General features: G+C 57.6%; 11 protein-coding genes and 1 pseudogene. 1 reads left to right on the forward strand and 11 read right to left on the reverse strand.

The features are described 5' to 3' along the window. Positions 1-24 precede the first annotated feature (24 nt). A complete protein-coding gene (locus HW273_RS10120; protein WP_179012042.1) occupies positions 25-858 on the reverse strand; it encodes an MBL fold metallo-hydrolase in 834 nt (277 codons plus the stop codon). A 181-nt stretch (positions 859-1,039) separates the two neighbouring features. Here HW273_RS10120 and HW273_RS10125 point away from each other — a divergent pair, with 181 nt between their 5' ends. Then, positions 1,040-2,011 carry a LysR family transcriptional regulator gene (locus HW273_RS10125; protein ID WP_179012044.1) on the forward strand — a complete coding sequence of 324 codons (972 nt, stop codon included), beginning with the start codon at positions 1,040-1,042 and terminating at the stop codon, positions 2,009-2,011. Between the two features lie 102 nt (positions 2,012-2,113). On the opposite strand, the gene HW273_RS10130 is transcribed toward HW273_RS10125, so the two are convergent. The 10 genes and pseudogenes from HW273_RS10130 to HW273_RS10175 form a co-directional block, all read right to left on the reverse strand. Next, the gene (locus HW273_RS10130) at positions 2,114-3,013 is read right to left on the reverse strand and encodes a dihydrodipicolinate synthase family protein (protein WP_179012046.1); all 900 of its coding nucleotides are present in this window, start codon (positions 3,011-3,013) and stop codon (positions 2,114-2,116) included. Between the two features lie 18 nt (positions 3,014-3,031). After that, a pseudogene (gene garR, locus HW273_RS10135) lies at positions 3,032-3,925 on the reverse strand (2-hydroxy-3-oxopropionate reductase); the annotation flags it as partial. Between the two features lie 294 nt (positions 3,926-4,219). Further along, positions 4,220-5,110 (reverse strand): AEC family transporter, encoded by an 891-nt coding sequence (locus tag HW273_RS10140; RefSeq protein WP_243206791.1) that lies wholly within the window; start codon positions 5,108-5,110, stop codon positions 4,220-4,222. 21 nt (positions 5,111-5,131) lie between these two features. Continuing rightward, positions 5,132-6,481, reverse strand: coding sequence for an enolase C-terminal domain-like protein (locus tag HW273_RS10145; protein WP_179012051.1), 1,350 nt, complete (start codon positions 6,479-6,481; stop codon positions 5,132-5,134). 28 nt (positions 6,482-6,509) lie between these two features. After that, on the reverse strand, positions 6,510-7,841 hold the full coding sequence (locus tag HW273_RS10150; protein ID WP_179012053.1) for an enolase C-terminal domain-like protein: 1,332 nt from the start codon (positions 7,839-7,841) through the stop codon (positions 6,510-6,512). A 76-nt stretch (positions 7,842-7,917) separates the two neighbouring features. Beyond that, on the reverse strand, positions 7,918-8,820 hold the full coding sequence (locus HW273_RS10155; RefSeq protein WP_179012054.1) for a hypothetical protein: 903 nt from the start codon (positions 8,818-8,820) through the stop codon (positions 7,918-7,920). 65 nt (positions 8,821-8,885) lie between these two features. Further along, entirely contained in the window at positions 8,886-9,929 is a 1,044-nt protein-coding gene (locus tag HW273_RS10160) for a tripartite tricarboxylate transporter substrate binding protein (protein ID WP_179012056.1), read from the reverse strand. A gap of 177 nt (positions 9,930-10,106) precedes the next feature. Next, positions 10,107-11,612 (reverse strand): tripartite tricarboxylate transporter permease, encoded by a 1,506-nt coding sequence (locus HW273_RS10165; RefSeq protein WP_179012058.1) that lies wholly within the window; start codon positions 11,610-11,612, stop codon positions 10,107-10,109. A 16-nt stretch (positions 11,613-11,628) separates the two neighbouring features. Further along, the gene (locus tag HW273_RS10170; protein WP_179012060.1) at positions 11,629-12,123 is read right to left on the reverse strand and encodes a tripartite tricarboxylate transporter TctB family protein; all 495 of its coding nucleotides are present in this window, start codon (positions 12,121-12,123) and stop codon (positions 11,629-11,631) included. A 120-nt stretch (positions 12,124-12,243) separates the two neighbouring features. Then, positions 12,244-13,767 (reverse strand): UxaA family hydrolase, encoded by a 1,524-nt coding sequence (locus tag HW273_RS10175; RefSeq protein ID WP_179012061.1) that lies wholly within the window; start codon positions 13,765-13,767, stop codon positions 12,244-12,246. Positions 13,768-13,993 lie beyond the last annotated feature (226 nt).

Raw genomic sequence — 13,993 nt, forward strand, 5'->3', positions numbered from 1 at the left:
CGCTTTCTCCTGAAAAGGCGAAGCTTACATAAGTGCTCTTACCTGCCGTACCCGTTCCCGGATGAAATCCGCCCATACCGTTTCGTCGCAGTAAATGTTATTCTCATTCGTATAGGTTCCGGCACGATCCACAATCTCAATCTGGTTCGGGTGACTCGGCAGCGCGATATCCACATGGAGCGCCGTGAGCTTCTCCTCGTCTGCCAAGAAGCGATCCCGAAGCGCCGGTGTCAGCCATTTGCTGGTGCTGTAGTATCGGTCATTCATCGTATTGGCTCCGACTCCGCCATGCATGCCCAGCGTATAGGTCTTCCCATCCGCCGGATTTTTCTCCTCCCAGAAGAAGGAGGTGCAGCCGATCGTATGTCCGGGCGTCAGCATCGTACGAATCCGGATATTTCCAAGCTCGATCGGCCGATCATCCTGATAGAAATGATCCGCTGCAAAGTCCTGTGGATGAGAGTCCTTATCCAGTACCAGTGTCTCCTCCGGCACATTCCGATAAAATTCCCAGTCCTCTCTCGACATCCAAAGCTCTGCGCCGCACATCCTCCGGAGCTGCTCCGCTGCACCGCAGTGATCGAAATGTGCATGGCTAAGAAGAATCTTCCTGATATCCGTCAGCCTGTAGCCCAGCTTCATAATCGACTCTACCAGCATTGCCAGGCTTTCCGGTATCGCCGTATCGATAAGAATGCAGCCGTCTCCGGTATCGATCAGATATGCGCCGACCCATGTCTGTCCGGAAACATACCAAGTCTGCGGTGAAAGCTGAAACGGCTCGATGGCGAGCTCCCATGGACGGTACGCCAGTGTGGCGACCGGATCCGGCGTCGGTTTTGTACATCGAAATGGCATTTTCCTCCTCCTTTTCTCCCTCTCTCCTGATCCCCGAAGGGAATTGTATCTTCCTCCGGTCTGACAGCTTCTTTTTAAGTCTCTGTTTTTACTATATATCCACACACTTTATCAGTTCAACTTATTGATATTTATATTTTCTCTTATTATAATTAAGTCATATAAAAAGGGGGGAATGAAAGTGGATCTGCATCAGGTTGAATATATCCTTGCTATCGAAAAGGAAAAGAGCATTTCCAAGGCAGCTCAAAAACTATTTATCACGCAATCCGCGCTGAACCAACAGCTTTTGAAGCTGGAAAAAGAAATCGGGACGGCACTTTTCGAGCGCCGGAGCCATATGATGCTCCCCACCTTCGCAGGAAGCGTGTATCTGGAAAACGCCCGCAGGCTGGTCGACATCCGCGACAGCACATATAAGCTTCTCCATGATATCACAGAGGAAAAAACCGGCGAGATCTCCATTGCCTTCACTCCGGAGCGCGGCTCAGAGATGTTCTCGAAGATTTACCCCGCCTTCCATACGCTCTATCCGCAAATCACGTTTCGGATCAAGGAAGCAAGAAACAAGGGAATGGAACAGGCGCTCGCCCGGAAGGAGGTCACCCTCGCCTGCACCTCCTATACAGACAGCTCTCTGAATCCGGACTTCACCTATGTTGCCGGCGTTCGGGAGGAAATGGTGCTGGGGCTCCCACGGGAGCATCCCCTCGCCCCTCTCGCCGGAGAGGAGAGCTGGCGAACGCTGCCTGAACTCGAGCTCTCCTGCCTGTCGGATACGCCCTTTGTCACCAGCGGTCCAGAGACGCTCAGCCATGATATGGAAAATGCTGCCTTTGCCTATGCCGGAATGCAGCCGCATGTGCTCTTTTGTACCGGCAGCAGCCGTACCAAGCTCAATATGATCTCAGAAAACCTCTGTGCCGCCTTCTTTCCGCAGTCCTATATTGACAAGCGCGCACCCATGGTCTATTTCTCGGTAAAGCCGCACCCATGCTGGACCACCGCAGTCGCCTACCGGAAACGCACCTACCTCACGATCCCGGAAAATGTACTGATTGATATGATCCGTTCCTACAATCTGCGTGCAGCATATCCTGCCCGCAATACAGAAAATGTGCCGCCGATCGAAACAGAACGGCAGCACCTCTGATATCGATAAAACGCATTTAACAGCTGAAAAGAAAAACGGCAGGAGATCTAAAAAGACCTCCTGCCGCTTTTGCACCTTACCCCTCTTAACTTGCGAACAGTCTCAGAGCAGTCCCGCATCACGCATCACGCTCCGGAAGAGCTCGAGCGTCTCCGCTTTTACAGTCGGAAGTGACGGAAGGTACGGCGATCCCGCCGGAATGCCGCGGAGCGCCGCCATATCCTTCGCGGCAACAGGGAATGACGCCTTGTCCATCGCAAGCCGCACCGGGTTCAGCCTAAACTGCGCCTCCAGAGAGCCCTTGAGATCACCCTGTATGAACCTCTCATAGACCGCGCCGATCAGCTCGGGCATAAAGTTCCCGGCGGTACATACGCCGCCTACCGCGCCCACACAGAGGGAGGCATAGAGCAGTGTATCCTTCCCGCCGAAGACCTTGAACGAAACGTCCCGGTTCCGGCGCACGCATTCCTCGGTCAGCGTGATATCCCCTGAGGTATCCTTCATTCCGACGATATTCGGCACATCATGGGCAAGCGCCGTCACGAGCTCGATACTCAATCCGTAGCCGACCCTGCCCGGATTATTGTACAGAAGCACCGGTGTCTCCGGAACCGCCTCCGCGATCGTCCTGAAATGCCGGTACAGCTCCTCATACGTCGGCTTCAGGAACATCGGCTGAAGGACAGACACGCACGCGGCACCGTTCCGTACCGCCATCTGTGCGAGACGGACGCACTTCCTCGTATTGATCGCCCCGATCCCGAAGTAGACCGGAACCCTCCCCGCCGCCTGCTCTGCCATGATCCGGAGCCCGCGCTCCATCTCATCCTCCTCGAGCTCATAGAACTCGCCGTTGGAGCCGAAGGCGAGGATGCCGTGCATCCCGTTCTCGATGACATAATCTACCTGCTTCCGCATCCCCGCCTCGTCAATCCGCTCCTCTCCGTCGATCACGGTGATAATCGGTACGACAACGCCCTTGATAAAATCTGTATTCATCCTGCCGCCTTTCGCCGCTTACTTCGCGATGGAAACCCCGGTCATTCTCTCATAGTAGCGCACGATGTCGTCATGGTCGCAGCCGCCCTCATCGTGGTTCTTCAGCTCCTGCATAACCTCCATCATGTGTGCGGTCATCGGCACCGGCATATTGATGGCATGAGAAGCATTGAGCGCATTGGTCAGATCCTTGATATGAAGGTCGATACGGAAGCCCGGCTTGTAGTTTCCGGAGAGCATCATCGGTGCCTTGGCATCCATTACTGTAGAGCCTGCGAGACCGCCTCGGATCGCCTGATATACGAGCTCCGGATCCGTGCCTGCCTTCTTTGCGAAGGTGAGCGCCTCTGCCACGATGCCGATGTTGGCGGCAACCACCATCTGATTGGCGAGCTTCGCGACATTGCCGGAGCCGATCGGTCCGACGTAGACTACGGAGCCTGCCATCACCATGAGCATATCATAGAACCTGTCCCAGGTCTCCTTCCTGCCGCCGCACATGACGGACAGGGTGCCGTCGATCGCCTTTGGCTCTCCGCCGGATACCGGGCAGTCCAGCATATCCACACCGATCTTCTCAAGCTCAGCCGCGATCTTCTTGGACTCAACCGGGTCAATGGAGGACATATCAATCAGCACGGACTCGCCGGCACGGAAGCCCTCCGCGAGACCATTCTCGCCGAATACCGCTGCACGCACATGCGGAGAATTCGGCACCATCGTGATAACCACGTCAGAAGTGGCTGCGACCTCTCTGTTGCAGCCTGCCGCCTTCGCGCCTGCCGCCACTACGTCCGCAACGGAGTCCGCATTGAAGTCAAAGACAGTCAGCTCATAGCCCGCCTTCAGGAGATTCTTCGCCATCGGGCGTCCCATGATTCCCAGTCCTACGAATCCTACTCTCATTTTGTTTCCTCTCTTTCTTTCCTCTCGGCGACAAAGACCGCCTGTATTTCCCCGCCGCGGTGTCTGTGCCGCAGCTCGTTTTTCCTGTCACGGCACTATGGTATGCGATATTTCCCGCCATGACTACGCTGAATATCGCCAAAAAATATCTTTATTCTGCCGGATCCGTCAAATGGCAGGGATTTTGAATGATTTATTTCAATTCATTCCATTTAATTCCATTTAAGGAAACGCCGATTGATTCCTGACGCACGTGCCATGGGCGTGCTTTCCCGGATTTCATCCATGCTTCCTCAGACCTCAGAGCAGCAGCATCAGAAGCGGTGCGGTGAAGAGCGAAAGCACCGTGGACGAGACCACCAGCCGCGAGGCGAAGCGCTCGTCCGCCCCATACTGCGTCGCAAGCAGCACCGCCGTAGAACCTGCCGGCATTCCCGTCAGTGCAAGCGAAACCCCGCTCACCAGCGGATCACAGTGCAGAAGACGCAGGATGCCCAGCGCTGTAAAGGGCAGCGCGAGCAGCCGCACGAAGGACTGATAGAAGATCGCCGGCTCCAGCAGCTCCCTCCAGCGCACGCCGAGCAGCATCGTCCCGATGAGCATCATGGAAAGCGGCGAGGTCAATGCGCCGATCCTGCTCACCGCCGTATCCAGAAAGGACGGAAACGGCAGATTCAGCAGCCGCCGAAAAAGCCCCAGATAGACGGTGACGATGCAGGGGTTCAGCAGAATATTGCGGAGCCGCGTCCGGAAGTCCGACTGCGTAAACAGTGAGAGTCCCGCCGTCCACATCAGAATTCGATTCGGGATAATGAAGATCGAGGCGATCAGCAGTCCCTCCTCCCCGAATACAGAGGAAACCAGCGGCATTCCCAGAAAGCCGGAGTTGTTGACCAGCGTACAGTATTCGAGGATACTGCGCTTCTCCCGCGGGCAGAAATTGTAGAGAAGCTTCCCGAGGAGGAAGGACAAAAGGGCAATGCAGAGCGCTACCAGAAAAGCAAGCCCCGTCCGCCGCAGCACCTCCGCTGTCAGCGGCTTATTGAAGGAGCCGAAGATCATGCAGGGCAGCGTAAGCTGCAGAATCAGCGCCGTCAGCTTCTTCCTGCTCTGTTCATCCAGAAGCCCCTTCCGCTCCGCATAGACCCCCGCCGCCATATAGACGAAGAGGACGAGCTGCGAATGCAGCATGCTCAGCAGGCTTTCCATCGTTCAGCGTACCAGACAGGGCTTCCTGTGGTCGTATTTCCAGCCCGGGATCAGGTACTGCATCGCCTTCGCATCGTCCCGATCGTGGCTCGGAAGCCGGCGGTAGAGACGGTTCGCCTCCTCTACCCGCGCCATGTCGAGATGCACCCCCAGCCCGGAGCCCTCCGGCACCCGCAGTTTTCCGTCCCTGATCTCCGGCGTATCCAGAAGCAGGTTCTGCCCGTCCTGCCAGATCCAATGGGTATCCAGCGGCGCAGGCTCTCCCACCGCGGCTGCGCCGACCTGTGCGAAGGCGGCAAGCGTGATATCGAAGTGGTTATTGGAATGTACCCCCCATGTCAGCCCCCAGGAATGCAGGAGCTGGGACATCCGGATCGCTCCCTCAAAGCCCCAGAAGTGCGGATCCGCGAGGATGATGTCGCAGGCGTTCAGGCTTACGGTGTGATAGAACTGCCGCCAGTCGGTCGCGATCATATTGGTCGCCACCTGGAATTGGGTCGCATTCTTGAACTCCCGCATGATTTCTCTGCCGGAATAGCCCGCCTCCGGACCGCAGGGATCCTCCATATAGGTGATGACATCATGCATATCCCGGCAGAGCTCGATCGCCTCTGCGAGGCTCCACGCCCCGTTTGGGTCAATGTTGATCCGTGCCTGCGGGAAACGCTTCTTCAGGGCACGGAGCGCCTCCATTTCCTCGCTGCCGCGAAGCACGCCGCCCTTCAGCTTGAAGCTCCGGAAGCCGTACTTCTCGTGCAGCGCCTCCGCCTCCTCCGTAATCCGTTCCGGGCTCAGGATCTCCTCCCGCCGCAGCCGGAACCACGGGTCGTCGCTGTCCCGCTCGTCGAGATAAGGCATCTCTCCCGCCGGTACCCGGCTCTTGTCCGAGACATAGAAGAGATAGCCGAGCATCTCGACCTCTGTGCGCTGCTGTCCCTCGCCCAGCAACTCGCACATCGGCACACCGAGGAATTGCCCCAGGAGGTCCAGCATCGCACACTCGATCGCCCACTCGCTCTTCACGACGAATTTCAGCTTCGAGATGTCCAGCGTCTGTATGCCCTCGCCGTCATTTCCCGCATCGGGGGCGGAGAGCCGATGAATCGTCTGCAGGATATGCCGATACCTGGAGACCGGCTGTCCCTCCACCAGCGGGCGCACGGCATTCAGACAGTCGCAGGTATAGTCCCCGCCGTGGATCTCGCCGATCCCCTGATGTCCGGCGCTGTCGGTCAGCACCACCAGATTTCTGGTGAAGGCAGGCGCATGACAGCCGGAGAGGGTCATCAGCATACTGTCATAGCCTGCCACCGGGATGACCTGCATTGTTTTGATAATCGGAGATTCCGTCATACTATCCTTTCTCCCGGCATACCGGGCATCAGCGCACCATGCAGGGACGCTTGTTGTCGAACGTCCAGCCCGGGATCAGGTACTGCATCCCCTTCGCATCGTCTCTCGCGCCGAGGCAGTTCTCGATATACAGCTTGTGCGCCTTCTCCACCTGTGCGCGGTCTGCCTCGACACCGAGCCCGACCGTCCTGTCCAGATCATGAATGCAGCCGCCGACGATCTCCATCGGCTTCTTCGTCAGACGTTCCCTACCCTCCTGCCAGATCCAGTGGGTATCGATACCGTTCAGCTTCCCCGGCACGGCTGCCGCGCACTGTGCGACCATGGCGAGGGAAATGTCGAAATGGTTATTGGAGTGACAGCCCCACATGAGCCCGAAATCGCTGCAGAGCTGTCCTACCCGGACAGAGCCCTCCATCGTCCAGAAATGCGGGTCGGCGAGCGGGATATCCACACTCTTCAGCGTAATGCAGTGCCGCATCTGCCGCCAGTCGGTGTCGATCATATTGGTCGCGGTCGGCATCCCCGTCTCCTGCTTGAACTCCGCCATGATCTCTCTGCCGGAGAAGCCGTTCTCCGCACCGCAGGGATCCTCGACATAAGCGAGCACCTTCTTCAGCGCCGGCGCGACACGAATCGCCTCCGCGAGGCTCCAGCAGCCGTTCGGATCCAGATCCACGCGGGCGTTCGGAAATGCCTCCTTGATCGCTGTCACGGCTCTGACCTCCTCGTCCGGTGTCAGCACGCCGCCCTTCAGCTTGAAGTCCTCAAAGCCATACTTCTCTGCCGTCGCCCTTGCCAGCGCGACGATATGCTCCGGATCCATCGCCTCCTCGTGACGGAGACGGTACCAGTCGCAGTCCGCATCCGGCTCCTCTTCATACGGGAGGTCGGTCTTCTTACGGTCTCCCACATAGAAGAGGTAGGAGAGGAAGCGCACCGAGCTCCTCTGCAATCCGTCCCCCATAAGAGATGCCGCCGGAACCTCCAGAAACTTCCCCAGAAGATCCAGAAGCGGTGCCTCGATCGCCGTCACGACATGCACGCCGGTGCGGAGGTCGAAGGTCTGTAAGCCCCGCACATCATCCTTGATGTTCTTCTCCAGCCATTCCCGGACACGGTTCAGCGTATTTTTATAGTCGGAGAGCCTCGTACCGAGCACCAGCTCCTTCACTGCCTCGAGCGCTGCGGTGATCTTCTGTCCGCCCGGCACCTCTCCGACGCCCTCGACCCCATTGGAATCCGTCAGAATCACGATATTCCTCGTGAAGTACGGCGCATGCGCGCCGGAAAGATTCAGCTCCATGCAGTCATGTCCCGCTACCGGGAAAACCTCCATCTTCGTAATTACCGGAATCATCCTTTTCTCCTCTTCTTTCTTCTATACTACTCATCTCTTTCGCTGAAATTCTATTTCAAATTCATAGCAATCGTTTCTATTTCAGTGAATTGCAAATACCTGTTGGTGACGCGCTCTGAAGCGTTTCCGCAAGCGCTATAATATGCAGGAGCTCCGGAAACGGGTTCCGGAGAAGCTGCTCCCGGCTCACGCACTGCTTCGCCGAAAACGGCGCGGACAGGAAGCGATCGCGGATATAGACATCCAGCACGCTGTCCCGGAGACTGAGCCCCAGCTTTCCCGGCGTATAGGCGGAGAGTGCGCTGAGCGCCGACAGAAAGGCTGCCGGAAGTCTGTCCCCCTCCGTCCCGTCCCTCCCATAGACAGGAAGCCGCTTCGGATAGCCCGGCGGGAGAGAGAGCTCCCGGAAGCCCTGCTCCCGGAAAAAACGTTCCCGAAGCGCCTCCGGAAACAGTCCCTCCTCTGCCGCACGGAGCGACAGCCCTGTCGCGCCGAAGCCCTCCACTCTGACCCAGCAGCCGGTATTGATCTCCGCCGCAATCCCCTCCTCCGCCTTCCGTTCCGCGAAGGAGCAGTCGCTGAGCTGCACATATAGACTTCCCTTCCTGCCGGAGAAGCCGCGATAGAGAGTCCCCGCCCCTTCGATCGACGGGAGCAGCGAGACCGCTTCGAGCTCTGCCGCGCTGAGCCCCCCATGCATAGCCTCCCCAAGGTCGGAGAGCTCCCGATACAGCGTCAGATCGAGATTTGCCTCCTCACAGCGCCGGATGTACCGCTTCTGCACTTTTCGGAAGAGGAGGAAGCGGAAGAGCAGTACCAGTACGAGAGAAAGCAGCATCAGCATATAGCTCCGAAGGAAGCTGAGCACGAGGGACAGTCCCAGTAGTCCGATCATCCCGTACGCCGCATATCGCACTCTTCGATATGCGGCCTGCAGCTCCGTCACATAGCTGTCCGCCGTTTTTCTCTCTCCGCCCACATTTTCCCCCTTAAATATTACGGGAACGGGCGCTGCGCCCGCTCCCGATTTCTGCTCCTCAACGCTTATTTCTCTACAGAAGCGGCAACCTCCTCAAAGGTCGCGAGGTACGCCTTGTCATTTGCCTCGGAATCCGCCGCAGAAAGATAATACGGCTTGATCTCCATATTCTCGAGATCCTCTACGCACTTCTTGTTTGCAAGCACAGCCTGTACCGTATTCTCGTACCATGTGATGACAGACGCATCGGTGTCCTTCGGGAAGTAGAAGGAATAGTCCAGATCCGGGAATACGAGGTCGATTCCCTGCTCCTTCAGCGTCGGGATGTCCGGCATCAGCGCAGACCTCTCCGCCGTCGGAATCCCTACGCAGAGGAACTGTCCGGCATCGATATAATCCTTGGTGTTGACAAATGCGCCCGGCATCATGTCTACCTGTCCGGAGAGCATCGCAGTCACCTTGTCCGAATTGGAGCCGACATCCACGAGATCGAGATCGATGTCCGCCACCTTCTCGAACTTCAGAAGCTCATAGTAGGTATACGCACCCACCTCGGTGCAGGCCTTCAGCTTGCCCGGGTTCTCCTTCGCCGCCTTGATGAAATCGTCGAGGCTCTTGTACTTCTCCGGGCTGACATAGAGTCCCTGCGCATCATTCTTCGCGAAGGTCGGTCCGAGAGTAAATGCCGTATAGTCATAGTCCGTGATTCCGGCAACCCTTGCCACATTGACGAGGTTATGCCCGTAGAGCACGGTCATGCCGTCATTTGCCGCGGAAAGCACCTGATTCGCTGCTACCGAGCCGGATGCGCCATTTGCGTTCACAACGACGAAATCCACACCGGTCGCCTCCTTGGCATACTGCGCGAAGATTCTCGCGGAGAGATCCGTATCTCCGCCCGCACCTGCCGGGAGCACCAGAGAGACTGCGCCGCTCGGCTTCCAGTCCGTCACGGCAGTCTCTGCCGGAGCGGAAGCATCATCTGCCGCACTCGTATCCGCTGCACTCGTATCGGCTGCCGTCCCCGCAGGTGCCGCGCCGGAGCCGCACGCCATCAGTCCCAGCGCCATCGCACCGGCAAGCATTGTTGATAATACTCTCTTTTTCATGATTCCTCCTTTGGGGATCTGCCCCACCTCTGACGATTTCCGTCGTATATATGCTTCTCCCGCTTTCCCGGGAGGGTCAGCCTGTTTTGTAGATTTTATTTGTTGGAAATACTTCACTTCCGTGTTCCTTAAGTGCGCCCGCCGGCACGTATTGTTTCCGATTTCATCCCTGCTTCCCTAGCCGGCAGCCTCATCCTTCCTCTGTCCGCGCAGCTCTTTCACCAAAGACCAGAGCAGCACTGCGCATGCCACGAAGAAAAAGAAGTCGAAGATCGGATGCGTGAAGAACGCGCCGAAGCTCTTGTAGCTCATAATGCCGCGCCGGAGATAGGTCTCCGTCATGGAGCCGACGAGAAAACAGAGCACAAACGGCGTAGTCGGCAGCTTCAGCTTGTGATAGAGGTAGCCGACGATACCGAAGACAATGATGGATTGTACGTCGAAGACACGGTTGTTGGTCGCATAGGCTCCGACTGCGCAAAGCACGAGGATCAGCGGCATCAGGATGTGCTTCGGAACCTTCAGAACCTGCACGAACGCCTTGATACAGGTCCACTCCACGATCAGCATAATCAGATCGCAGACCATACAGGCTGCGAAGATGCCGTAGACCACGTCCGCATTCTTGATGAAAAGCAGCGGTCCGGCGGAAAGCCCGTGGATCAGGAAGCCGCCCAGCATCATCGCCGTCACGCCGTCTCCGGGGATGCCCAGCACGAGGAGCGGGATCAGCGCGCCGCCGATCGTCGCATTGTTCGCCGTCTCTGTCGCGACGATCCCCTCCGGATTTCCGGTTCCGAAGGTCTCCGGATGCTTACTCATATTCTTCGCCGTGACATAGGCGAGCATCCCGGAGGTCGAGCCGCCGATCCCCGGCAGAATGCCGATGCTGGTGCCAATCAGTGCGGCACGCAGTGCACCCGGGAGCCACGAGACAAACTCCTTCATCGTGAAGCCGAAGCCCTTCACCTTGGAAACAGGGATTGTCTGCGCGCCCTTTGCGTTCATTTCCTCCGCGGAGACGAGGATATCCGCTACTGCGAAAATACCGATCAGCGTCGTGAGCTGATTAAAGCCTGCCATCAGATCCGGATTCCCGAAGGTGAATCGCGGCGTGCCGTCGATCGGTGCCATGCCGATGAAGCAGAAGACCAAGCCGAAGAGACCTGCGAGCAGCCCCTTCACCATGTTGCCGGAAGAGAGGATCGCCACCATCGTCAACGCAAAGAAGCAGATGCCGAAGTTCTCCACCGGCGTGAACTTCAGCGCGATGTCCGCAAGCCGCGGCGCAAAGAAGGACAGAATGAAAAAGGAGAACAGCGAGCCGAGGAAGGAAAAGACGATGCCGACACCCAGCGCCTTCATTGCCTCTCCGTTCTTCGCCATCGGATGCCCGTCGAAGCAGGTCGCGATCGAGGAGGCCGTTCCCGGCATATTCAGCAGGATCGCGGAGATCAAGCCGCCGGAGATGCCGCCGATGTAAACCGCCACCAGCACATTCATGCCGAGGGAGGACTCCATGCTGAAGGTCAGCGGGAGCATCAGCGCCACCGCCATGGAAGCAGAGAGCCCCGGGATTGAACCGAAGACGATGCCGATCGCCACGCCTGCCACCATCAGAAGCAGTGAAAGGGGCCGGCATACCGCGGCAAACGCGGAGCCCAGCTGTACAAGTGCATTCATATTTCAGCCCTCCCTCTTAGATTGCGAAGATGCCCGCCGGCAATACGATCTTGAAGCCAAAGCGGAACAGCATATAAACCACGAAGGTGAAGATCACGTCGATGATCAGGTAGCGGAGCAGATCCTTCTTCGTCCGGTTCTGATCCGGTGCAAGAATGAAGATCTGCACGAAGAGATAAACCAGCGTCGTCACGAGGAAGCCGACCGGCTTCAGCAGATTCACATAGAGCAGCGCCGCCGCGAGGCTCCCCAGCACTCGCTTGTAGTCCGCCTCATCCTTCTCGTCGGATGCCGCCAGCTCCGCAAGCTTCTTTTTCTGCTTGAGGCTCGTCTGTATCAGCAGAATGACGGCAAGGATCAGGATGATGATCCCGATCAGCGTCGGCATGAAATCCGGGCCGATTTCCATGACCTTCGACTTCGGCAGCGCCCGGGAGGCTGCGATCAGCGCGATCCCCAGCAGTGCGTAAAAAACACCAATAATAAAATCTCCATACTTTTTCAGGAACATAGAATCCCCCCTTTATCCGTTCTGTGAAGCCCGTACCGGAAATACCGGCGTCCTGTACTGTCCTCCCCGCGGACTGCCGCGCTGTCCCGCGCCTTCACAGTACTGCTCTCCCGCGTTACATCAGGTGATCGGCGCCGGGTTGAAGATACAGAGGTCATTCGCGAAGCCGTACTGCTCGGTGAAGGGCTTCCGGATGCCGGAGGCGACATCCAGGATGAACTCGAAGAGCTCCTCCCCCTGCTCGGCGATCGTCTTCTCCCCCACAGCCGCAGGACCTGCATTGAAATCAATGATATCCGGCCACTGTTCCTTCATCTCATTCCGGGAGCAGAGCTTGATCACCGGCGCCGCTGCCAGCCCGTACGGCGTCCCTCTGCCGGTCATGAAGACCTCCAGCCCCATGCCGGAGGCGAGCTGTGAGGGCCCGCAGACCAGATCCGAGGCAGGTGTCGCAGCGAAGATTTCGCCATGCTTCGTCGGACGGTCGCCCGGCGAGAGTACCTCCACGATCGGTGAGCTGCCGGACTTCGCGATGGAACCCATGGACTTTTCGATGATATTGGAGAGTCCGCCCTTCTTATTGCCCGGCGTCGTATTCGCGCCGCGGTCTACCCCGCCCTTCCGGAGATAGTCATCATACCACTTCATCTCCTCCACGAGCCGCTTCCCGACCGTTTCATCGATGCAACGCTGCGCGATGAACTGTACACCGTCCCTGACCTCCGTCACCTCGGAGAACATCGCGGTGCCGCCGCCCGCCACCAGAAGATCCGCCGCATAGCCTGCCGTCGGGTTCGCCGTGATGCCGGAGAAGGCATCCGAACCGCCGCACTGCATCCCGACCAGAAGCTCCGAGAGCGGGAGCTCCTCGCGTCTCCGCTCATTCAGGATCCGGAGCTTCCGCTCCGCCATCTCACAGATCGCGTCCATCATCGGCTGATAGCCCCTGTGCTCCTGCAGGATAATGACATTCTCCGGCGTATTCCGCTCCGGCCACCATTCGCAGAAGCGCTCCGGCGTGAACTTCTCGCAGCCCAGAGACAGCAGCATAAACACGCCGCCGAAGTTCGGATGCATCGCAATATTCCGGAGGATCTTCTGCGGAATATAGGCATCCCTTGCGTCGATCGCCACACCGCAGCCGTAGGGATGATTGATCGCCACCACGTCGTCCACATTCGGATACTTCGGCAGGATCTCACTCTTTATACGGTGGATCGCCACATTGAGCACGCCTGCCACGCACTGCACGGTCGTATTGATGCCCAAAATGTTCCGGGTTCCGGCATAGCCGCCGTCCGGATTGCGATAGCCCATCCAGCTTCGCCGCTTCGGCATCGGCAGGTCTGTACGAATATTGACCGCGAATTCCATCCGATCGAGCTCAGGCGCCGCTGCCATCTCCAGATTCTTCTCATTGACCCAGCCGCCCTGCGGGATATCCCGGTTGGCATAGCCCAGACAAACGCCGTAGCGGATGACCTCTGTACCCTTCGGCATCGGCTCCAGCGCGATCTTGTGTGCCTGCGGGATATCCTCTGCCGCTAAGATCCCCGGCATCACCTCCGTCCCCTGCGGAATATCATGAATCGCGATCGCGACATTATCCCGCTCCGTGATGCGGATACACTTTTTTTCAGCCAACTCCGTCCCTCCATTCCACTCGTTCCGGTGCCGCTGTCCGGCAGGCAGTCTGTTTTTCTTGTCAAAAACATTATATTCCGTTATGATATATTAGTAAATTTAATTAAATTGAAGTATTCATAAGAAAATCAGATGATTCGGAAGTGCGGAGTAAATCGGGAAAGCTTATGTGCCTACGGGCGTGATATTACAAAAGCCGTACGGAAGGAACGCTGATACTTAAGGG

It is taken from the genome of Oribacterium sp. oral taxon 102, assembly GCF_013394775.1.
Lineage (GTDB): Bacteria > Bacillota > Clostridia > Lachnospirales > Lachnospiraceae > Oribacterium.

What these genes read in the sequence shown, in the direction of transcription:
- HW273_RS10150 (WP_179012053.1), bottom strand. Translation starts at nt 7,841, where the DNA reads ATGATTCCGGTAATTACGAAGATGGAGGTTTTCCCGGTAGCGGGACAT.
- HW273_RS10170 (WP_179012060.1), bottom strand. Translation starts at nt 12,123, where the DNA reads ATGTTCCTGAAAAAGTATGGAGATTTTATTATTGGTGTTTTTTACGCA.
- HW273_RS10130 (WP_179012046.1), bottom strand. Translation starts at nt 3,013, where the DNA reads ATGAATACAGATTTTATCAAGGGCGTTGTCGTACCGATTATCACCGTG.
- HW273_RS10145 (WP_179012051.1), bottom strand. Translation starts at nt 6,481, where the DNA reads ATGACGGAATCTCCGATTATCAAAACAATGCAGGTCATCCCGGTGGCA.
- HW273_RS10165 (WP_179012058.1), bottom strand. Translation starts at nt 11,612, where the DNA reads ATGAATGCACTTGTACAGCTGGGCTCCGCGTTTGCCGCGGTATGCCGG.
- HW273_RS10120 (WP_179012042.1), bottom strand. Translation starts at nt 858, where the DNA reads ATGCCATTTCGATGTACAAAACCGACGCCGGATCCGGTCGCCACACTG.
- HW273_RS10160 (WP_179012056.1), bottom strand. Translation starts at nt 9,929, where the DNA reads ATGAAAAAGAGAGTATTATCAACAATGCTTGCCGGTGCGATGGCGCTG.
- HW273_RS10140 (WP_243206791.1), bottom strand. Translation starts at nt 5,110, where the DNA reads ATGCTGCATTCGCAGCTCGTCCTCTTCGTCTATATGGCGGCGGGGGTC.